Annotated in this window: 20 protein-coding genes; 14 read left to right on the top strand and 6 right to left on the bottom strand. The window is 62.8% G+C overall.

Translation table 11 applies throughout. The annotated features are described in order from the left end of the window. Positions 1–2 precede the first annotated feature (2 nt). The 12 genes from N8A98_RS13935 (at position 3) to N8A98_RS13880 (ending at position 13,147) form a co-directional block, all read left to right on the top strand. Positions 3–1,007 (top strand): ABC transporter ATP-binding protein, encoded by a 1,005-nt coding sequence (locus tag N8A98_RS13935; RefSeq protein WP_262166186.1) that lies wholly within the window; start codon positions 3–5, stop codon positions 1,005–1,007. Positions 1,008–1,189: 182 nt separating this feature from the next. Further along, complete coding sequence (locus N8A98_RS13930; RefSeq protein WP_262166184.1) at positions 1,190–2,662, top strand: mannitol dehydrogenase family protein; 1,473 nt, start codon at positions 1,190–1,192, stop codon at positions 2,660–2,662. A gap of 63 nt (positions 2,663–2,725) precedes the next feature. Beyond that, positions 2,726–3,346, top strand: a complete 621-nt coding sequence (locus tag N8A98_RS13925) for an HAD-IA family hydrolase (RefSeq protein WP_262171990.1) — start codon at positions 2,726–2,728, stop codon at positions 3,344–3,346. Between the two features lies 1 nt (position 3,347). Beyond that, on the top strand, positions 3,348–4,679 hold the full coding sequence (locus tag N8A98_RS13920) for an FGGY family carbohydrate kinase (protein WP_390888764.1): 1,332 nt from the start codon (positions 3,348–3,350) through the stop codon (positions 4,677–4,679). After that, positions 4,577–4,933: an FGGY-family carbohydrate kinase gene (locus N8A98_RS13915; RefSeq protein WP_390888841.1), complete on the top strand. Its 357-nt coding sequence runs from the start codon at positions 4,577–4,579 to the stop codon at positions 4,931–4,933. Before N8A98_RS13920 ends, N8A98_RS13915 begins: the two co-directional genes overlap by 103 nt. An 82-nt stretch (positions 4,934–5,015) precedes the next feature. After that, the gene (locus N8A98_RS13910; RefSeq protein ID WP_262166182.1) at positions 5,016–8,366 is read left to right on the top strand and encodes a transglutaminase family protein; all 3,351 of its coding nucleotides are present in this window, start codon (positions 5,016–5,018) and stop codon (positions 8,364–8,366) included. A 5-nt stretch (positions 8,367–8,371) separates the two neighbouring features. Beyond that, the gene (locus tag N8A98_RS13905) at positions 8,372–10,783 is read left to right on the top strand and encodes a circularly permuted type 2 ATP-grasp protein (RefSeq protein ID WP_262166180.1); all 2,412 of its coding nucleotides are present in this window, start codon (positions 8,372–8,374) and stop codon (positions 10,781–10,783) included. 4 nt (positions 10,784–10,787) lie between these two features. Further along, positions 10,788–11,666, top strand: coding sequence for a transglutaminase family protein (locus tag N8A98_RS13900; RefSeq protein ID WP_262166177.1), 879 nt, complete (start codon positions 10,788–10,790; stop codon positions 11,664–11,666). A gap of 104 nt (positions 11,667–11,770) precedes the next feature. After that, a complete protein-coding gene (locus tag N8A98_RS13895) occupies positions 11,771–11,935 on the top strand; it encodes a hypothetical protein (RefSeq protein WP_262166175.1) in 165 nt (54 codons plus the stop codon). Between the two features lie 44 nt (positions 11,936–11,979). Continuing rightward, positions 11,980–12,138: a DUF3309 family protein gene (locus tag N8A98_RS13890; protein WP_113121451.1), complete on the top strand. Its 159-nt coding sequence runs from the start codon at positions 11,980–11,982 to the stop codon at positions 12,136–12,138. 203 nt (positions 12,139–12,341) lie between these two features. Beyond that, complete coding sequence (locus N8A98_RS13885; RefSeq protein WP_162740187.1) at positions 12,342–12,707, top strand: ElaB/YgaM/YqjD family protein; 366 nt, start codon at positions 12,342–12,344, stop codon at positions 12,705–12,707. 5 nt (positions 12,708–12,712) lie between these two features. After that, positions 12,713–13,147, top strand: a complete 435-nt coding sequence (locus tag N8A98_RS13880; RefSeq protein ID WP_262166169.1) for a phage holin family protein — start codon at positions 12,713–12,715, stop codon at positions 13,145–13,147. 6 nt (positions 13,148–13,153) lie between these two features. On the opposite strand, the gene N8A98_RS13875 is transcribed toward N8A98_RS13880, so the two are convergent. From N8A98_RS13875 to N8A98_RS13860, 4 genes are all read right to left on the bottom strand, one after another. Further along, entirely contained in the window at positions 13,154–14,656 is a 1,503-nt protein-coding gene (locus N8A98_RS13875) for a sensor histidine kinase (protein WP_262166167.1), read from the bottom strand. Between the two features lie 206 nt (positions 14,657–14,862). Next, a complete protein-coding gene (locus N8A98_RS13870; RefSeq protein WP_262166166.1) occupies positions 14,863–15,765 on the bottom strand; it encodes a diacylglycerol/lipid kinase family protein in 903 nt (300 codons plus the stop codon). Positions 15,766–15,790: 25 nt separating this feature from the next. Next, positions 15,791–17,194, bottom strand: coding sequence for a sensor histidine kinase (locus N8A98_RS13865; protein ID WP_262166164.1), 1,404 nt, complete (start codon positions 17,192–17,194; stop codon positions 15,791–15,793). A 100-nt stretch (positions 17,195–17,294) separates the two neighbouring features. Further along, the gene (locus tag N8A98_RS13860) at positions 17,295–17,987 is read right to left on the bottom strand and encodes a Crp/Fnr family transcriptional regulator (RefSeq protein WP_262166162.1); all 693 of its coding nucleotides are present in this window, start codon (positions 17,985–17,987) and stop codon (positions 17,295–17,297) included. Between the two features lie 201 nt (positions 17,988–18,188). On the opposite strand from N8A98_RS13860, the gene N8A98_RS13855 reads away from it, so the two are divergent. Continuing rightward, positions 18,189–18,557, top strand: a complete 369-nt coding sequence (locus N8A98_RS13855) for a hypothetical protein (protein ID WP_262166159.1) — start codon at positions 18,189–18,191, stop codon at positions 18,555–18,557. Here N8A98_RS13855 and N8A98_RS13850 read toward each other — a convergent pair. Both N8A98_RS13850 and N8A98_RS13845 read right to left on the bottom strand, forming a co-directional pair. Next, complete coding sequence (locus tag N8A98_RS13850) at positions 18,554–19,108, bottom strand: RNA polymerase sigma factor (protein WP_113121443.1); 555 nt, start codon at positions 19,106–19,108, stop codon at positions 18,554–18,556. The genes N8A98_RS13855 and N8A98_RS13850 overlap by 4 nt on opposite strands. A 4-nt stretch (positions 19,109–19,112) precedes the next feature. Next, positions 19,113–19,334 carry a NepR family anti-sigma factor gene (locus N8A98_RS13845; RefSeq protein ID WP_262166156.1) on the bottom strand — a complete coding sequence of 74 codons (222 nt, stop codon included), beginning with the start codon at positions 19,332–19,334 and terminating at the stop codon, positions 19,113–19,115. Positions 19,335–19,480: 146 nt separating this feature from the next. On the opposite strand from N8A98_RS13845, the gene N8A98_RS13840 reads away from it, so the two are divergent. Continuing rightward, entirely contained in the window at positions 19,481–20,275 is a 795-nt protein-coding gene (locus tag N8A98_RS13840) for a response regulator (RefSeq protein WP_113121442.1), read from the top strand. Positions 20,276–20,383: the final 108 nt, after the last annotated feature.

The raw sequence follows: 20,383 nt of genomic DNA, 5'->3' as shown, positions 1-20,383 counted from the left end.
AAATGGGTTCCATCTCCCTCTCCCACGTCAACAAGTCCTTCGGCGACGTCCAGGTCATCCCGGACATCTCCCTTGACATCAACGATGGTGAATTCGTCGTCTTCGTCGGCCCCTCCGGCTGCGGCAAGTCCACCCTGCTCCGGCTGATCGCCGGGCTCGAAGACACTACATCCGGCACCATCCTGCTCGACGGGCAGGATATGACCAAGGCGCCGCCCGCCCGACGGGGTCTGGCCATGGTGTTCCAATCCTATGCGCTCTATCCGCATATGACTGTGCGCGACAACATCGCCTTCCCGCTCAAAATGGCCAAGGCGCCCAAGGAAGTCATCGACCAGAAGGTCGAATACGCCGCGCGCACGCTCAACCTTTCCTCCTATCTCGATCGCCGCCCCCGCGCCCTGTCCGGCGGCCAGCGCCAGCGCGTCGCCATCGGCCGCGCCATCGTGCGCGAACCCAAGGCCTTCCTGTTCGACGAACCCTTGTCCAATCTCGACGCCGCCCTGCGCGTCAACATGCGGCTCGAAATCACCGAGCTGCACCAGCAACTCAAGACCACCATGATCTACGTCACCCATGATCAGGTGGAGGCCATGACCATGGCCGACCGCATCGTCGTGCTCAACGCCGGCAATGTGGAGCAATTCGGCTCCCCGCTCGATCTCTACAAAAAACCCGCCAACCGCTTCGTCGCCGGCTTCATCGGCTCGCCCAAAATGAACTTCGTCGATGGCCCCGAAGCCGCCAAGCACAATGCCCACGCCATCGGCGTCCGCCCCGAACACTTCAAGCTCAGCCGCGAAAATGTAGCCGGCACCTGGAAGGGCAAAGTCGGCGTCGCCGAACAACTGGGGTCAGACACGTTCCTCCACGTCCACGTCGAAGGCCTTGGCCTCATGACCATCCGCACCGATGGCGACCAGACTTTTAGCCACGGCGACGACGTCTATCTGACGCCCGATCAAACCCGCATCTATCGCTTCGATGCGGCTGGCAACGCGATCTAGGCAATCCAAATGTGCCCGGCAACCATCCGCCCCATCGTCATCACCGGGCTTGTCCCGGTGATCCATCGCGCCGCAAACCGGATAGCTTCCAATCCACCGGGTCATTCCCGCGAAAGCGGGAACCCCTGTTTCCTTTCAACGGAGGTTCCCGCTTTCGCGGGAATGACTTCGGGGCCTAAGCCATGACCAAACTCTCCGCCAACACCCTCGCCGACATCACCACGGCATCAGTCCCCGCCTATAACCGCGAGAACCTCACCCCCGGCATCGTGCATTTCGGCGTCGGCAATTTCCATCGCGCCCACCAGGCCGTCTATCTCGACGATCTGTTCGCCACCGGCAGTGATCACGATTGGGCCCTGATCGGCGCCGGCGTCCGCGAAGCCGATGAGGCCATGCGCCAAAAACTCAAGTCCCAGGATTGGCTCACCACCGTCGTCGAGCAGGAAGCCGATACCAGCTCCGCCCGCGTCACTGGCGCCATGATCGATTACCTCCGCCCCGGCGACAGTGCCGCCGTCGTCGCCCGCCTCTCCGATCCATCCATCCGCATCGTCTCGCTGACCATCACCGAAGGCGGCTATTACATCGACCCCGCCAGCCAGAAATTCGATCCGACCCACCCCGACATCGCCTATGACGCCGCCAATATAGAGGCCCCAAAAACCGCCTTCGGCCTGATCCTCGCCGGCCTCCTCCGCCGCCGCGAGCTAGGCCTCGCCCCCTTCACCGTCATGAGCTGCGACAACATTCCCGGCAATGGCCACGTCACCGAAAACGCCGTCGCCGGTCTCGCCGCGCTGATCGACCCGGCCCTCGCCCAATGGGTCAAAGCCAACGTCGCCTTCCCCAACGGCATGGTCGACCGCATCACCCCCGCCACCTCCGACCGCGAAAAGACCCTGCTGGCCGACAATTTCGACATCGACGACAATTGGCCGGTCTTCTGCGAGAGCTTCAAGCAATGGGTGCTCGAAGACAATTTTCCCGCCGGCCGCCCGGCGCTGGAAAAAGTCGGCGTGCAATTCGTCACCGACGTAGCGCCCTACGAGCACATGAAAATCCGCATCCTCAATGGCGGCCACGCCACCATCGCCTATCCCGCCGGGCTGCTCGATATCCACTTCGTCCATGAAGCTATGGAGCACCCCCTCGTCGCCGCCTTCCTCGCCAAGGTCGAGCGCGACGAAATCATCCCCATCGTTCCCCCGGTTCCCGATACCAATCTCGACGACTACTTCGCCCTCTGCCAACGCCGCTTCGCCAATCCCAAGATCGGCGACACAATTCGGCGCCTCGCGCTCGATGGTTCCAACCGTCAGCCCAAATTCATCGTTCCATCGGCTCTGGAGCGTTCTCAACGTCAACAGTCCGTTAACGGATTGGCACTCGTGAGTGCCCTTTGGTGTCGCTATTGCTACGGCATTTCCGATGGCGGCGCGGTCATCGAACCCAACGATCCCAACTGGGATCGCCTCACCGCCCAAGCCAAAAAAGCCAGAGCCAATCCCCAGGCCTGGCTCGAAATGACCGATATTTACGGCGAGCTCGCCACCCACCAAAATTTCATCGCCGCCTTCACCAAGGCATTGGAAACGCTGTGGAATATCGGCACCAAGGCCACCCTGGAACGCTATCTGGCGGATGAATTTTAGTTGACCATCGAGCTCATCATCTTCGACTGCGACGGCGTCCTCGTCGATAGCGAACCCCTCGCCATGCAGGTCCTGATCGCCGCCATCGGCGCCCAGGGCCCCGCGATCACCCCCGCCATGGCCTATCGCGATTACCTCGGCCGGTCGCTATCCTCAATCTCCGCCAGCCTGCTCGATAGCCACGGCATGCCACTCGGTCCGGCAGCACTCGCATCTATGCGCAGCGATCTCTATGCCCTCTATCGCCGCGAGTTGCGGGCCAGCCCAGGCCTGCCCAACATATTGGAAAAACTCGACATTCCGTTCTGCGTCGCCTCCTCCAGCCAACCCGAACGCATCCGCATCAGCCTCGAATTGACCGGCATGCTCGCCGCGTTCGAGCCCAATATCTTCTCCGCCACCATGGTCAAAAACGGCAAGCCCGCCCCCGACCTCTTCCTCCACGCCGCCCGCGCCATGGGCATCCCGCCCGCCAAATGCCTCGTCATCGAAGATAGCCCCGCCGGCATCACCGCCGCCCGCGCCGCCGGCATGGCGGTGTTCGGCTATCTCGGCGGTAGCCATATCGCCCCCGCCGGGCTGGCCGAAACCATCGCCGCCCTCCACCCCGACCGCATTTTCGACGATATGCACGCCCTGCCCGATCTTGTACGGTCACTCCAAACCGAAAAGAGGGCGCTCTAGTTTGTCGCAAAGCCTCCTGGTTGCAGTGGATGTGGGCACGGGGAGCGCCCGGGCGGGCGTGCTGACGCGCGAAGGTCTGCTGCTGGGCCGCGCCGAGCATCCCATTGCCATGAACCGCACCGATGCCAACCATGCCGAGCACGACAGCGAGGACATCTGGCGCGCCGTCTGCAGAGCGGTACGCAGCGCCATGGCCACCGCCGGAGCCAGCCCCGACGCGGTTATGGGCCTCGCCTTCGACGCCACCTGTTCCCTCGTCGTCCGTACGGCCGATGGCGCCCCGCTCACCGTCTCCACCAATGGCGAAACGCGCTGGGACACCATTGTCTGGCTCGATCACCGCGCGCTGGCCGAAGCCGAGGAATGCACCGAAACTGGCCATCTCGTGCTCAATTTTGCCGGCGGCGTCATGTCCCCGGAAATGGAAGTGCCCAAGCTGATGTGGCTCAAGCGGCACATGCCCGCCACCTGGGCCCGCGCCGGCATGATGTTCGACCTGGCCGATTTCCTCTCCTGGAAAGCCACCGGCTCGCTCGCCCGCAGCCAATCCACCCTCACCTGCAAATGGACCTATCTGGGCCATACCGCCCCCGCCTGGCGGCGGGACTTTTTGGACTTGGTAGGCCTCGGCGACATGATCGACCGCGCTGCTTTACCCAAAGCCGCCAGCCCCATCGGCACTGATCTGGGCAAGCTGACCCCAGCAGCCGCGGCTGATCTCGGTCTCAGCACCAATTGCCATGTCGGCGCCGGCCTGATCGACGCCCATGCCGGCGCGCTGGGCCTGCTTGGCGCTTTCACCAGCGATATCGGCACCATCGACCGCCACCTGGCCCTGATCGCCGGCACCTCCAGCTGCGTCATGGCCCTATCGGCCGAAGACCGCCCGACCTCGGGCGTCTGGGGACCCTATTATGGTGCCGTGCTTCCCGGCGTCTGGCTCAATGAAGGCGGCCAATCGGCCACCGGTGCCTTGCTCGACCACCTCATCCGCTGGCACGGTGCCGGGGGCGAACCAACGCCCGAACGCCACCGCGCCATCGCCGACCGCATCATGACGCTCCGGGCCGGCGAGGGCCTTGGCCTCGCCAAGCGCCTGCATGTCCTGCCCGATTTCCACGGCAACCGCTCCCCCTGGGCGATCCCTTTGCTCTCGGCGTCATCTCGGGCCTCACACTCGACAGCGATTTCGATAGCCTCTGCCGCCTCTATTGGCGCAGCTGCGTCGCCATCGCCCTGGGCGTCCGCCATATCCTGGAAACCCTCAACACCCGCGGCTATGCCATCGACACGCTGCACATCACCGGCGGCCACACCAAGAACCCGCTGCTGATGGAACTCTATGCCGATGCCACCGGCTGCACCGTCGTGCAATCCTCCGCGCAGGACGCGACATTGCTGGGTATGGCCATGGTCGCGGCCACTGCGGCGGGGCTCTATCCCGGCCTTGATGCGGCGTGTGTGGCCATGCACCAGCCGGGTTCAGCGCGCGCGCCCGACCCGGCTGCCCGCATCCAGTTTGACAAGGATTACCGGATTTTCCTCGAAATGCTGCGGCAGCGGCAATTGATCGATGCGATGGGTTAAGGGATACCCCTTCACACCAAACCCCGCTAAGCTCCTTATTGGGAAGTCAAAATTCGTGGCCTGAAGTGAGCGACTGGAACGCATGTCGATCAAAGCCGCCGTCTACCATCTGACTCACTACAAATATGACCGTCCGGTCTTCCTCCAGCCCCAGATCATCAGGCTGCAACCGGCGCCGCATTCCAGAACCAAGGTGTTGAGCCACTCCCTGCGGGTGTCTCCGTCGCTGCATTTCGTCAATATGCAGCAGGATGCCTATGGCAATTTCCTGACCCGCTTCGTCTTTCCCGAGCCGGTCACCGAGCTCAAGATCGAAGTCGATCTCGTTGCCGATATGACGGTCTATAATCCCTTCGATTTCTTCGTCGAAGAAACAGCGGAAACCTTCCCCTTCCAATATCCCGAGGATATCCGCGAGGACCTCTCCATCTATATGCGGCCCGAGCCGGTCGGCCCACTGCTGCAGCGCTTCATCGACGGCATCGACAAGACGCCGATGAATACGGTCAATTTCGTCACTGGCATCAATGCCTCCATCCAGCAGCACATCGCCTATATCGTGCGCATGGAGACCGGCGTGTGGACGCCCGAGGAAACCCTGGGCAATGCCAAAGGCTCTTGCCGGGATTCCAGCTGGCTCCTGGTCCAGACCCTGCGCAATCTTGGCTTTGCCGCCCGCTTCGTGTCGGGCTATCTGATCCAGCTTAAGCCCGATCTGGTCTCGCTCGATGGCCCCGCCGGCACCGACCATGATTTCACGGATCTGCATGCCTGGTGCGAAGTCTATCTGCCTGGCGCCGGCTGGGTCGGCCTCGATCCCACTTCGGGTCTGCTGACCGGCGAAAGCCACGTCCCGCTGGCCGCCACCCCGCATTATCGCAATGCCGCGCCGATCTCGGGCTTTGCCAGCTACGCCGAAGTCGATTTCGCCTTCGACATGCGTGTCACCCGCGTCGCCGAGCATCCGCGCATCACCAAGCCCTTTTCCGACGCCTCCTGGGACCAGCTCAATGCCCTGGGCAAGGAGGTCGATAAAGTCCTTGCCGAAAACGACGTGCGCCTCACCATGGGTGGCGAGCCCACCTTCGTTTCCATCGATGACTTCGAAGCCGATGAGTGGAATACCGGCGCCGTCGGCCCCACCAAGCGCGCCCTCGCCGATGATCTGATCCGCCGGCTGCGCAAGCGTTTCGCCCCCACGGGCCTGCTGCATTATGGTCAGGGCAAGTGGTATCCCGGCGAAACCCTGCCGCGTTGGACCTTTTCGCTCTATTGGCGCGTCGATGGCAAACCCGTCTGGCAGGATGAAGCGCTGGTGGCGCGCGAAGGCGTCAAGACCGCCGCGACCCATGAAGATGCCCGCAAATTCCTCGCTGCCTTTGCGAACAATCTTGGGCTGACCGGGGAAACCATCGACGAGGCCTATGAGGACCCCGGCGAATGGCTGCTCAAGGAAGCCAATCTGCCCGCCAATGTCGATCCGGCCAATTCCGAACTGGCCGATCCTGAAGCGCGCTCGCGCATTGCCAAAGTGTTCGAACGGGGCCTGACCAATCCCACCGGCTATGTGCTGCCCGTGCAGCGCTGGAACGCGGCCGCATCGAGCCCCTGGCTCACCGAAAAATGGAAGACACGGCGCGGCAAACTCTTTCTCGCCCCCGGCGACAGCCCGGCCGGGTACCGGCTGCCGCTGAGTTCCCTCAAGCACATCAAGCCCACCGAATATCCCCATGTCGTCGCGCAGGACCCCGGCGCGCCGCGCGGTCCCTTGCCCGATCCGCAGGAAATCCTGTCGCGCAAAACCTCCGGCATCGAAGCCGATCCACGCGCCCAGACCACCTCGTCCTTCACGGCCGCGACTGAGCAGCAGGACCGGGTCGAGCAGGAAATCAGCGAGATCGAGGGCGAGGTGCGCACCGCCGTCACCGCCGAAATCCGCGATCATCGCCTGTGCGTCTTCCTGCCGCCGGTCGAAAAGCTCGAGGACTACCTCGAACTGATCGCTGCGGTCGAAGCATCAGCCAAAGCCATCGGCTTTCCCGTGCATGTCGAGGGCTATTCCCCGCCACACGATCCGCGGCTCAATGTCATCCGCGTGGCGCCCGATCCGGGCGTCATCGAGGTCAATATCCACCCCGCCTCCAATTGGGACGATTGCGTCGCCACCACTACTGCCATCTATGAAGAAGCCCGCCTGTCGCGGCTGGGCGCCGATAAATTCATGATCGATGGCCGCCACACCGGCACCGGCGGCGGCAATCACGTCGTGGTCGGCGGCGCCACGCCCGATGACAGCCCCTTCCTGCGACGGCCCGACCTGCTCAAGTCGCTGGTGCTGCATTGGCAGCGCCACCCGGCGATGAGCTATCTGTTCTCGGGCCTGTTCATCGGACCCACAAGCCAGGCCCCGCGCTTCGACGAAGCCCGCCACGACAGCCTCTACGAACTCGAAATCGCCATGGCGCAGGTGCCCCATCCGGCTTCGGGCGCCTTGCCGCCTTTGCCCTGGCTGGTCGATCGGCTGTTCCGCAATCTTCTGGTTGATGTCACCGGCAATACCCATCGCTCGGAAATCTGCATCGACAAGCTCTATTCGCCCGATGGTCCCACCGGTCGGCTGGGTCTGGTTGAATTCCGTGGCTTCGAAATGCCGCCCAATGCACGCATGAGCCTCGCCCAGCAAGTGCTGATCCGCGCGCTCATCGCCCGCTTCTGGACCGACCCGCTGGAGGGCAGTTTCACCCGTTGGGGCACCACCCTGCATGATCGCTTCATGTTGCCCCATTATGTCTGGCAGGACTTCCTCGATATCCTGGCGGATCTCGACACCCACGGCTTCAAGCTCGATCCGGCCTGGTTCGCCGCCCAGCTCGAATTCCGCTTCCCCTTCTGCGGCGAGGTCGAATATGACGGCGTCCGCTTGGAACTACGTCAGGCGCTCGAACCCTGGCATGTCATGGGCGAACAGGGTGCCATTGGCGGCACGGTGCGGTTTGTCGATAGCTCGGTCGAGCGGCTACAGGTCAAGCTCGATGGGCTCAATCCCGAGCGCTATGCAGTCACCTGCAACCAGCGGCCCATTCCCCTGCGCAAGACCGATACGGCTGGCTCGGCCATTGCCGGCGTGCGCTACAAGGCCTGGCAGCCCGCCTCGGGCATGCATCCGGCCATGCCGGTCAATACCCCACTGGTCTTCGACATCTACGATACCTGGACCGGCCGCCCGGTCGGCGGCTGCACCTATCACGTCGCCCATCCGGGCGGGCGCAATTACGAAACCTTCCCGGTCAATGGCAACGAGGCCGAGGCCCGGCGCCTCGCCCGCTTCGTGCCGCATAATTACACCCCGGGCGGCTATGATCTGCGCGCAGAAAAGCCTGCGGACGAATTCCCGCTAACGCTTGACCTGCGCCGGCCACCGCGCTTCTGGTAAAACCCATGAATACGCGGAATCAAAAGCCCCGTGGCAAGCCCCCTGCCGGTCCCAGCATTGTTGCTGATTACCGGCTGCAACCGGGCGTGCCCGACGAAATGGTGGACCCGGCCGGAAACATTCGGCCGGGCTGGGCTGAATTGATGGCCGCATTCGACAAGCTCGGCCCCACCGAGCTTGCCGCCCGTTTCGAGCGCGCCGATCAATATCTGCGCGATGCCGGCGTGTTCTATCGCAAATATGACGGCGCCGAAGGCAAGCAGCGCGATTGGCCCCTCGCCAAGATTCCGCTGCTGATCGACGAGGCCGAATGGGCCACGATCAGCGCCGGCCTGGTCCAGCGCGCCGAATTGCTCGAAACCGTCATCGCCGATGTCTGTGGCGACAATACTCTGGTGCAACAGGGTCTGCTGCCGCCAGAACTCGTGGCGCGCAATGGCGAATTCCTGCGTCCCCTCGTCGGCGTCAAACCCGCAAGCGGGCATTATCTGCATTTCTGCGCCTTCGAATTGGGCCGCGGCCCCAACGGCGCCTGGTGGGTGCTGGGCGATCGCACGCAGGCCCCCTCTGGCGCCGGCTTTGCGCTGGAAAACCGCGTCGCCACCACCCGTGCTTTGTCCGATATCTATGCCGATATGAACATCCAGCGGCTGGCCGGCTTCTTCCGCGCCTTCCGCGATACGCTGTTCGTGCAGGCCAAGCGTGATGGCGGCCGCGTCGGTATATTGACGCCGGGCCAGCTCAACGAAACCTATTTCGAACACGCCTATATCGCCCGCTATCTCGGCCTCATGCTGCTCGAAGGCGAGGACCTGGTGGTCGAGGACGAGCGCGTCATGGTGCGCACTGTGGCCGGCCTCAAGCCGGTCACCGTGCTGTGGCGGCGCATGGATGCCTCCTTCGTCGACCCGCTGGAGCTGCGCTACGATAGCCGCATCGGCACGCCCGGCATGGTCGAGGCGCTGCGCCATGGTTCGATCTCCATGATCAATGCGCTGGGCACCGGCCTGCTCGAAACCCGCGCCCTGGCCGCCTTCATGCCGCGCCTCGCGCAAAAGCTGCTCGGCACCAATCTGTTGCTGCCCGAAATCGCCACTTGGTGGTGCGGCCAGCCGGGCGAGCAAAAGCATGTGCTCGACAATTTCGACAAGCTGCTGATCGGCCCCGCCTTCGCCACCACGCTCCCCTTCGATGACCAGCGCGGCACCATGCTTGGCGCCGCCGTGCCCGCCGACCAGCGTGAAGCCCTGCTCGAACGCATCCGCGGCAATGGCGCCGATTATGTCGGCCAAGAACAGGTGCAGTTGTCCACCGCCCCGGTCTATGTCGATGGCAAGCTGGAGCCCCGCCCCATCACCCTGCGCGTCTATGCGGCCCGCACCGAAAATGGCTGGACCATCATGCCCGGCGGCTTTGCCCGGGTCGGCTCCACCAGCGACGCCTCGGCTATCGCCATGCAACATGGCGGCCAGGCGGCCGACGTCTGGGTCGTCTCATCCAAGCCGGTGGAGCAGGTCTCGCTGCTGCCGCGCGACGGTCAGAAGCTGGTCCGCAACTCGCCCGGCAGCCTGCCCAGCCGCGCCGCCGATAACCTGATCTGGCTGGGCCGCTATACCGAGCGCTGCGAAGCCACTGTCCGCATTCTGCGCGCCTATAATGCCCGCCAGGCCGAGCTGTCCAAGACCGACCTGCCGATCCTCACCCATTGCGCGGCGTTCCTTGAAACCATCGATGTCGACGCCGCCGATGCTATGCCGCTGGGCCTGCTGACCTCCATCGATAGTGCCGTGCACAGCGCCGGCCAGATCCGCGATCGCTTCTCGCCCGATGGCTGGCTTGCTTTGGTCGATCTGCAAAAAACCGCCCAGCGCTTTGCTACGCGCGTAGAGCTCGGCGACGACGCCACGCGCGCCATGACCGTATTGCTGCGCAAGCTGGCGGGCTTTTCCGGCCTCGTGCATGAAAACATGTACCGCTTTGCCGGCTGGCGCTTCCTCGAACTGGGCCGCCGCCTTGAGCGTGCCATGCAGATCGCCCGCGCCACCGCCTGGTTTACCGACAAGGACGCCCCCGACGGCTCGCTCGAAATGCTGCTCGAAATCGGCGACAGCGTCATGTCGCATCGCCGCCGCTATTCGGTGAGCGCCGGCACGCAGAGCGCGGTTGATCTGCTCACCTTGGACCCACTCAATCCGCGCTCCGTGCTGTTCCAATTGGCCGAGCTACAAAAGCAGATCGAAATGCTGCCCGGCGGCATCAATGACGGCCAACTCTCGCCCGCCGCCAGGGCCGCTTTGCAATTGCACACCGAATTGCGCATTGCCGACCCCGCCGACATGACCCCAGACCGCCTCGACAAGCTGGCCGCCGATATCGGCGTGCTCTCCAGCCTCGTGGCCGCAGCCTATTTCGTGTAGCACCATGCTTTATGATGTCCGCCTCGACCTGCATTACGATTACGACGCCCCGGTGCATGGCGGCCGCCACCTCATCCGGGTCGCCCCGATCAGCGTGCCGGGTACCCAGCGCGTTATCGCGGCAAGCCTGTCCTTCGAGCCGCGCCCGCAGCGCGAAAGCGCCTTCACCGATTTCTTCGGCAATGCAGTGACGACCATCACCTATTTGACCCCGCATGATCATCTCGACATCCGCCTGACCGCCCGCGTGCAGGTCGAGGATATCCATCCCCCCGCAGAACTATCGCCCACTGTCGAGCGCTTGCGGCAGGAAGTGACCCGGTTCTGGTCGGTCGAACCGGACAGTCCGCACCATTTCCTCGCCGAATCCGGCAGCGTGCAGCTCGTGCCGGCCATCACCGCCTATGCCAGAAATGTCATGGCCGACGCCCCTTCCGTGCTGGCCGCCGCCAATGAGTTCTGCATGGCGATCCATCGCGACTTCATCTACGACCCCAAGGCGACGGACGTGCAGACCACACCCGCTGAGGCCTTCGCGCTACGCAAAGGCGTCTGCCAGGATTTCGCCCATGTCATGATTGCCGGCCTGCGTGGCGCCGGCATTCCTGCCGGCTATGTCTCGGGCTTCCTGCGCACCAATCCCCCGCCCGGCAAGGCGCGGCTCGAAGGCAGCGACGCCATGCATGCCTGGGTGCGCGTCTGGTGCGGCCAGCACATGGGCTGGGTCGAATTCGACCCCACCAATGCCATGATCGCGGGCGGCGATCACATCTCGATCGGCCATGGCCGCGACTATGCCGACATCTCCCCGATTGTGGGTGTGCTCAAGACCCATGGTTCGCACGAAACCACCCAATCGGTGGATGTGATCCGCGTCGAATAGAGCCGGCCAAACCTGTTTCGACAGGCATGCGGAACTAAAATCCCTTCCTCGCCGTTCTTAGAGCAAGCGTAATAAAGCGCGGCTTTTTGAAGGTATTGGTCGACATGACACATGCTGAAATCAGGGCACTTGAAGACGCCCGCGCCAATATGCCCTGGTCGACCGAAAGCTACGATGGCCGGACCCACTATGCCGACGTGCTCAAGGCACTGACGCCGGCATTTCTTATTCTGCTCGTCGCCACCGGCTTGCTTCTCGCATTGCTTTGACCCGGCGACCTTAGCGTCACAATAACAAAAGAAGGATACGTCCTATGACCTTAGGCACAATTCTCATCATCATTCTTATTCTGCTGTTGATCGGCGCATTGCCCAATTGGGGCTATTCGCGCGGCTTCGGCTATGGGCCATCCGGTATTCTGGGCGTCGTCCTCGTCGTTATCCTCATTTTGGTATTGATGGGACGAATTTGACGCACAGCCGATAAAGGGCGCGACCAGTATTGGAGTCCACGTTAGTGGAATGCGCCCCGCGGGTTGAAGGTCGCCCCCCTTTCACCCGCCCCTGGTCACCCCGATACGCTCAACGCGTACCGGGGTGTCTTTCTGTCCTGGCTCCAGGCCCGGAACCTACCGCCCGTTATGGCGTTGAGTGACATCAACTTATGGAGCGTTTAATGGCTGATACCCCTGAAATGGCACCCACCCGCGGCAAGACATCCAACGGGGCCCCGCGTGCCGCGTCCAGCCGAGCCAAGGAAAAGCACCTGGAAGACCAGATCGCCCAGTTGCAGGACGACCTCAAGGGGATCGCCGCAACCCTGGCCCGCCTCAGCAGCGACAAGGTCAATGAAGTCAAGGACGTCGCCAAAAGCGAAGCCCGCCATCTGCAACGTCAGGGCCAGAACGTCATCGAGGACGTGCAGGACCAGGCCGGGGAACTTGAGCGGCAGCTGAAGGACACCATTCGCGAAAAGCCGCTGACCGCGGTGGCGAGCGCGGTGGGCATCGGCTTCATTCTCGCTCTGCTCTCGCGGCGCTAGGCATCATGAATTTACTGGTCCCCCTCGCGGCCCTGCTCGGCATCGAGGTCGAGGCGATTACCGATCGGGCCAAGAAGCTCGCGATTGTCTATGCGGTGATCAGCCTCTTCCTGCTGCTGGGCTGCTTCTTCCTCGTGGCGGCGGGCTTTTTTGCTCTCGCCACCCAGATCGGACCGATCTATGCGGCGCTGGTCCTGGGCGGCGTTTTTCTCGTACTGGCCCTGGCAGTCTTTGCCGGCGCACAGATCGGGGAGAGCAATCGAAAACGTCGCACCGTCGAACGCCGCCGTTCCAGCGAAACCGGCGCCTTCGTCACGACCGCTGCATTGACCGCATTGCCGGTGCTGTTGCGCTCGCCTGTCATTCGCAAGCTGGGCCTTCCTGCTGCGGCGCTGGCAGCATTCCTGCTGGTCCGCAACGCCGACGACAACGACGACTGATCCGCCTCAGACCTGCTCGACCGGCAGCGGCATCCAGATCTCGGCGGCGACCCCGCCGGGATCGAAGCGCAACTTGACATCGCTATCGAGTACCTTGGCCAGGCTGCGCTCGATCAACTTGGTGCCCAGGCCATAATCGCGCGGCGGCGCCACGGCCGGGCCCTCGCTTTCACGCCAGCGCAGCATCAGCCCCGGTACCGGCGCTTCCCGCTTTTCCCAATAGATATTGACCACGCCCCGATTGGTGGACCAGGCGCCATGGCGATGCGCATTGGTGGTCAATTCATGCAGGATCAATCCCAATCCAACCGCATGGTCGGCCGGCAGCATCATGTCCGGTCCATTGACTGTGGCGCGGTCAGGATGTTCCAGGAAATCTGGGCCCAACTGGGAGGCAATCACCTCATAAAGATGCACCCCGCTCCAGTCGCGGTCGGCCAGCAGCACATGCGCATCCGAAATCGTGCGCAGACGGCCGGAAAACGCTTCGATGAACGCCTTGGGATCGGGATTCTGCCGGATTGTCTGGCGGGCCACCGATTGGATCATGGCCAGCGTGTTCTTGACCCGGTGATTGAGCTCACGCAGCAGGAGCCGCGTATGCTCGGCGCTCTGCTTGGCCTCGGTAATATCGGTGGAGGCCCCCATCATGACCAGCGCCCGGCCCTCGGCATCGCGTTGATAGACCCGCCCGCGCATGGTCAGCCACCGGATCGTGGGCTCCACCCGCACTTCGGCGGCAAAATCGACGCCATCATTGAGGCTGGCCTGGATGCTGTCTTCAATGGCGGCGCGGTCGCCGGCATGAACCGTATCGAGCACCTGCTCGAACTGGATCGTGCCGCTTTCGGGCAGGTGATACATCCGCCGGAACATGTCGTTGCAGACCACTTCCCCGGTCCGGATATCCCAAATCCAGCTGCCCACATTGCCCGCTTCCAGCGTAAGCGCATGGCGCCATTCTTCGCGGAGCAGTGCGGCCGCCGTGCGCGCCCGCACTCGAGCCTCGTCCTTGAGGGCAAAAAGCGTCGAGGCCAGACCCGCCAGATCGACAAGCTGATCGAGCAATGCCGGCTCGACCGCGTTTCGTGCCGTCTTGCCAAGTACGCAAAGCGAGCCCAGGCGCTGCCCGGCCACGACGATCGGCGCCCCGGCGTAAAACCGTATTCCGGTTTCACCCGTCACCAATGGATTGTGCATGAAACGCGGATCGGTCGTGGCGTCGAGCACCACCATGGCCTCAGGTCCGGCCAACGTATGCGCACAAAACGAATCGCTGGCCGATGTGCCCGTAAGGTCAGTGCCATGGCAGGCGCGGAACCATTGCCGCTCCTTGTCGATCAGCGTCACCAGCGCGATTTCGGCGCCAAAGATATGGGCCGCAACCCGGGTGAGGCGGTCGAAATCGGCATCGGGATCTGTACCGAGAACCTCCAGCGCCGCCAGCGCCTGCAGGCGGGCTGGATCATCCAGAACCTTGCGGACATCGTCCGGAAGGGAGGAATTCACTTCTGTCACTTTTCGTCCTGACGCTTCCGCGACAAATGCGCATTCAAACCAGAGCAAGACGCAAACGGAGAACCGGAAGCCTTGCGGACTCGAGCCTGACTGCGACCTGACTTCTGTCAAACCAGGGGCAAAGCTAGGCCCGATGCCCTTAAACTCGGGTCAAGCAATATGGTTCCCAAGCCGGAAAAAAATCAGGCGGCGCGCGCTTACGTGGGCCCGGGCAGCAATACCTTGAGCGCGCCCGGATGCACCTTGAGCGTGACCGAAGGCGCTAGCTTGATCAATTCGCCATCGATCACCGCATGGGCATTGTGCTTGCGCCGGGGAAAACTCAGCGTCACCTGTTCGACCTCCTGCTCGGTGACCGCGTCGCTGGTCCGCCACTTGCCCAACAGCACATCCACAGCCAGCCGGATCAGCGCCCAGGTGGAGATCGGCGCGGCCATATAGACGCCCAGCAAGCCCGCATCCAACCGGTCGGCATGGGGAATATGCCCATCGCCCAACGGATTGTTGGAGACCGCGATGCCCGAGACTCGCAGGCGCTCGCGTCCATTCCTCGTGTGGATTTCCGCCTCGAATTCGGGCGGTCGCACCGCAGCCTCGGCAATCGCGCGCAGGCTCGCCAGCATCTTGCCGATGCGGCTGCGATAGGTCATCCGCTCGCGAATGCGCACCAGCCTGGCATGCACGCCGACGCCGAACTGATGCACGAAAGCCCGCCCATTGGCCGTGGCGATATCCACCGCGCCAATCTCGCCGGCAGCAACGGCTTCCATAGCCGCGGTCAAATCCAGCGGCAATTGCAGTGCCCGGGCGAAAAGGTTCATCGTACCAGCCGGCAATACCGCCAGTGGCATGCCGCTTTCAAAGGCGATCCCTGCCGCCGTCGAAATCGTGCCGTCGCCGCCGGCTGCGAGCATGACATCGATGCCCCTGGTGTCCGCGACACGGCGCAGCTCGGTTTCGACATTGCGCCCAGCCACAATCCGGCATTCGAGCGCATGACCGTTCCGGCTGAAAATCTCCACCGCCTGTTTGCCAAAAGCCTCCAGATCCATCGTCCGCAGCGTACCGCCATCGCGGTTGAGGATTGCTACGATGCGCATGGCGATCTCCGGGGCGGGACTGGCATTAGCTGGCGGCCGCCCTCTCGACGCCGGGAAGCGGCACCGTCACCACAATGCCGCCATTGGGGCCCCGTTCATAGTGCGGTTTGCCGTCGAACTGATTGGCCAATTGCTTGACGATCACCGAGCCGAGGCCGCCCTCTCCAGGCGTTCGCTCGGCCGCCATGCCCACCCCGTCATCGGCCACCCGCAGCGTCGGCACATTGGCCGCGTCGCGCTTGAAGCTCACCGCGATGTGGCCCTGCCTGCCATCGGGAAATGCGTGCTTGAGCGCATTGGTCACCAGTTCGCCCACCAGGATGCCGATCGTTGTGGCGTCACGTGCGCCAATCTCCACCGCGGCAAAGTCGCCCTTGAGCGTCACCGCCTTGGCCGTGGTGGCGGTATCGTGCAGATCGTCCAGCACGGCGCTCAGGAATTCCGCCGCGCTGACGGTTTCCAGATCGTCCCCCAGCCGCAGCCGCCGATGAGCCGAGGCCACCGCATGCACCCGCGCCCGCGCGGCTTCCAGCGCCTCGCGCACCTCATCCGAGTCGGTGCGCATGAGCTGCAGTCCGAGCAAGGACGAAACGGTCGCCAGCGAATTGCCGACCCGGTGGTTGGTGTCGCGCAACAGGGCCTCGACGCGCTGGCGCTCATGTTCGGCATGCTCGCGCGCTTCCTCAATGGCCTGGGTGCGCTCCCGCACCTGGGCTTCCAGCGCCTCGTTCTGCGTCAGCAATTGCGTCCGGCTTTCGGCCAGCGCGCTGACTTGGCGCTGGGTGCGCGACAACAGCGAATAGGAAAGGATCGCGGCCCCCGCCAGCGCCACGATGATGGCCACGACCAAAGCACGGCGCGACAGATCGATGCCCTTGTTGCGCTCCAGCAGCTTGGCATTTTCCTCGCCGATGAACTGTTCGAGTCCGCTGCGCAATTCGTCCATCAGCCGCGCGCCCATTCCGCTTTCGATCAGCGTCTGCGCCTCACCCGGACGGCCCGATTGGATCAGATCAACCGTCCGCGCCATCTCGGCCAGTTTGATGGAGATCGAATCCGAGATCGCTGCCACGCGGTCGGCCTGCCTTGGGTCCGCGGCCGTAATCGCAACCAGCGTCTTGACCCGCGTGTCGATGCCGGCAACCGCCCGCCGATACGGCTCGAGATATTTCTGGTCCTGCGTCAGCATAAAACCGCGCTGACCGCTTTCCGCCTCGGTCAGCGCAATCGTCAGCTCGCGCGCCTGGTTGCGCACCTCATAGGTCTGGGTGACATCGACCAATTGCCGATCAATGCCCGCCGTCATGATAAGCGCTGCCGCCGCAGCGAGCACGACCAGCGCCAGTGATGCCAGCACGGCAAGCCTGGGCCTCGCCCGGCGCGGCGGCTTGGTGTCGCGTTCCTGATTGCGTGCTTCGGCCATCATCATCCCGGCAGTCCAGCGGAAAGCTCAGGACGGCCGCGCCCCTCTGGAAGAATCGTGAGCTGAGCCATGCACCATGGCGATGGCGGTTTTGCGGCCATAGCCATCAGATCAATGGCCGGCGGCGTTCTGAGGGTCCCTCCCACCCGGCAAGCTCCATCAGCCCTGCCACATCGAGCACTCGACAAGTCCGGTCCAGCCAGCGGATCAGCCCGCGATCGGCCAGTTTGCGCAAGGTCTTGTTGGTGTGCACGATCGACAGGCCCAGCGTGTCGGCCACATGCAATTGCGAGATCGGCAGCACGATGAGCTCACCCTTGCTGGCTTGCACCGCTTCGGCTCGCTTATGCAGAAATGCCAGGAGATAGGCTGCGCGCTCCAATGCGCTGCGCCGGCCAATGCTCAGCAAATGCTCGTCCAGCATGCGCTCCTCGCGCGAGGCGAGCCAGGCGATATCGAAGCCCAATCCCGGATGATTGCGGAACAACTCGTCCAGCTTGTCGCGCCGGAACACGCAGAGCACCACTGGCGATAGCGCCTCGACCGAATGCTCCATGTCCCCGATCACCGAGCCCTGCAGGCCCAGCAAATCTCCCGGCAGCATATAATTCAGGATCTGGCGCCGGCCATCTTCCAGGGTCTTGTAGCGAAAGGCCCAACCCGACAGCAGCGTATAAAGATGGGCATTGTGGGCACCCTCCTGCAGCACGACCGTGCCGGTTTCCGCATTCAGTTCGCCGATTTTGAACGACGCGATGAATTTGAGTTCCTCAGGCGTGAACGCGCGGAACTGCGGCATCGCATGCAGCGGGCAGTGCTCACACGACACGCTGCGGGCGGACCCGGTAAGAACAAGACTCAATTGGCACCATTAAGGGGAAGGTAGCGACGCTGCCACAAACAACGATACCAGCAAGTGGCCGTTCCGCGACATGTCAAATTTAAATGACAGTGAAAACGCCTGGCCGCATGTGGTGGCTTTAGCGTTACGGACAGGCCAATGCTCACCGGACAGACGGTCCTCATCGTCGAGGAAGAATTTCTCATCGCACTCGATATTCAGCGCGTGCTGGAAGACCGCAATGTCGGCCAATGCGTCTGCGCCCGTAGCGTGGCTGAGGCCTTGTCGCTGCGCGAGCGCTGGCCGGACTATCAACTGGCTATTGTCGAATTCCGTGCCGATCAACCCGACAGTATCGAATTGCTGCGTGGTCTCACCGCAGCCGGCATCCGCCTGATCATCACCACTGCAGATCACGCACTGCATGCCGGCCTGACGGATGCGCCCGGAGCGCCCATCCTGGTCAAGCCATTTCCGGAGGCTGACCTGGTGAGCGCCATCACGCTGGCGCTCACCCAATCGGCTTAGAACGAGTGGTTGTGCGTGGTCACCTGTGCAGAGACGGCATCGGGACCGTAATCGGCTTCGCCGGATATCTTGAGGATATCCTGCAGACGCGTGCGGGCACGGCTGACGCGGCTCTTCATCGTGCCGATGGCGCAATCGCAGATCTCGGCGGCTTCCTCATAGGAAAATCCGGAGGCCCCGATCAGGATCACCGCTTCGCGCTGATCGTCGGGCAATTGGGCCAGGGCCTTTTTGAAGTCCTGCATGTCCATCGAGCCATATTGCGAGGGATGCACGGAAAGCCGTTCGGTGAAGGCGCCATCGCTATCCTGCACTTCGCGGCCACGCTTGCGCATCTGGCTATAGAATTCGTTGCGCAGGATGGTGAAAAGCCAGGCCTTGATATTGGTGCCCATCTCGAAGCTGGACTGCTTGGCCCAAGCCTTCATGACGGTGTCCTGCACCAGATCGTCCGCCTTGTCGTGCTTGCCGGTCAGGGAGACCGCAAAGGCGCGCAGGCTGGGCAATGTGGCAAGCATCTCGCGCTTGAACGAGGTCGGTTCGGCGGTCATGCCGTTACTCCCCGTCACGAGAAGCGGTCTTGGCCTTTTGCGCTTGTTCGGCGCTATCGAGCTTTTCCAACAAATCGAGAAGTTGGTCGGGAACGCCTTCGTCCTGCACGGCCCCATAGAGTGCACGCAAACGCGCGCCGATGTCCGAATTTGGACCCAGCCCATCATCTGCCCGCCCCGTCTGCGTTCGCATACGTTGCTGGGTCACCAGTTTGTCCTTTATCATGCCTATGTCTTTGCCGTCCAAGTTGGCCCTTTGGCGAGCTAAATGTGCAACCGCTCAAAAAGTTCCACACTGGCGGAACTTTTGCATTCTCCACCCGTTTAAGGGTTTCGTGGGTCCACGATCTAAGCGTCATTGGGAGTTCTTATATGACTTTGTCCACGCGGATTGCTCCGCATTTGCCGTATCTACGGCGGTTTTCCCGCGCCGTAACCGGATCGCAGACGTCCGGAGACGCCTATGTAGCGGCAACTCTCGAAGCTCTCATCGCCGACATTTCTCTGTTTCCCGAAGCGTCCAGCGATCGTATCGCGCTCTATAAGTTGTTCTCTGCCCTCTTCTCGTCCTCAGCTATTCCCGTGCCCGAGCCGGCGTCCAGCTTTGCCTGGGAAAAACGCGCGGCGCGCAACCTCGCCAATCTGGGTCCCAAGCCGCGCCAAGCCTTCCTGCTGGTGGCCGTCGAAGGCTTTACCCATGCCCAGGCCGCCGAAATTCTGGGTGTCAGCGACAGCAAGTTCGCCGATCTGCTCGATGAGGCCTCGGTCGACATTTCCCGCCAGGTCGCGACCGAAATCATGATCATCGAGGACGAGCCGCTGATCGCCATGGATATCGAGCAGTTGGTGGAGAGCCTGGGCCACAAGGTGGTCAGCGTCGCCCGCACCCATAAGGAAGCGGTCAACCTGTTCAACCAGACCCATCCGCGCATGATCCTGGCCGATATCCAATTGGCCGATGGCAGCTCGGGGATCGATGCGGTCAACGACATTCTCAACACCCATTCGGTGCCGGTGATTTTCATCACCGCCTTCCCCGAACGGCTGCTGACCGGGGAACGCCCGGAGCCGACATTCCTCGTCACCAAGCCCTTCAATCCGGACATGGTCAAGGCCCTGATCAGCCAGGCACTGTTCTTTGACGAAGGCTCCCGCGCCGCGGCGTGAGACACGGCGTTTCGTCATGGCGATATCTGCTAAAGGCCGGGTTTTCCCGGCCTTTTTATTTGCGCCATCGGAACCGCTTCACCGGCCTGCACGTTGTTTTGACAAGCT

This window comes from Devosia neptuniae, assembly GCF_025452235.1.
Taxonomy (GTDB): Bacteria; Pseudomonadota; Alphaproteobacteria; order Rhizobiales; family Devosiaceae; genus Devosia.
This window is presented reverse-complemented; position numbering and strand designations above follow the sequence as displayed.

Coding starts and splice junctions, on each gene's coding strand:
- N8A98_RS13865 (WP_262166164.1), bottom strand. CDS start 17,194: ATGATGATGGCCGAAGCACGCAATCAGGAACGCGACACCAAGCCGCCG.
- N8A98_RS13925 (WP_262171990.1), top strand. CDS start 2,726: ATGCAGGTCCTGATCGCCGCCATCGGCGCCCAGGGCCCCGCGATCACC.
- N8A98_RS13870 (WP_262166166.1), bottom strand. CDS start 15,765: ATGCGCATCGTAGCAATCCTCAACCGCGATGGCGGTACGCTGCGGACG.
- N8A98_RS13935 (WP_262166186.1), top strand. CDS start 3: ATGGGTTCCATCTCCCTCTCCCACGTCAACAAGTCCTTCGGCGACGTC.
- N8A98_RS13930 (WP_262166184.1), top strand. CDS start 1,190: ATGACCAAACTCTCCGCCAACACCCTCGCCGACATCACCACGGCATCA.
- N8A98_RS13895 (WP_262166175.1), top strand. CDS start 11,771: ATGACACATGCTGAAATCAGGGCACTTGAAGACGCCCGCGCCAATATG.
- N8A98_RS13885 (WP_162740187.1), top strand. CDS start 12,342: ATGGCTGATACCCCTGAAATGGCACCCACCCGCGGCAAGACATCCAAC.
- N8A98_RS13860 (WP_262166162.1), bottom strand. CDS start 17,987: ATGCCGCAGTTCCGCGCGTTCACGCCTGAGGAACTCAAATTCATCGCG.
- N8A98_RS13890 (WP_113121451.1), top strand. CDS start 11,980: ATGACCTTAGGCACAATTCTCATCATCATTCTTATTCTGCTGTTGATC.
- N8A98_RS13910 (WP_262166182.1), top strand. CDS start 5,016: ATGTCGATCAAAGCCGCCGTCTACCATCTGACTCACTACAAATATGAC.
- N8A98_RS13855 (WP_262166159.1), top strand. CDS start 18,189: ATGCTCACCGGACAGACGGTCCTCATCGTCGAGGAAGAATTTCTCATC.
- N8A98_RS13900 (WP_262166177.1), top strand. CDS start 10,788: ATGCTTTATGATGTCCGCCTCGACCTGCATTACGATTACGACGCCCCG.
- N8A98_RS13845 (WP_262166156.1), bottom strand. CDS start 19,334: ATGATAAAGGACAAACTGGTGACCCAGCAACGTATGCGAACGCAGACG.
- N8A98_RS13905 (WP_262166180.1), top strand. CDS start 8,372: ATGAATACGCGGAATCAAAAGCCCCGTGGCAAGCCCCCTGCCGGTCCC.
- N8A98_RS13840 (WP_113121442.1), top strand. CDS start 19,481: ATGACTTTGTCCACGCGGATTGCTCCGCATTTGCCGTATCTACGGCGG.
- N8A98_RS13850 (WP_113121443.1), bottom strand. CDS start 19,108: ATGACCGCCGAACCGACCTCGTTCAAGCGCGAGATGCTTGCCACATTG.
- N8A98_RS13880 (WP_262166169.1), top strand. CDS start 12,713: ATGAATTTACTGGTCCCCCTCGCGGCCCTGCTCGGCATCGAGGTCGAG.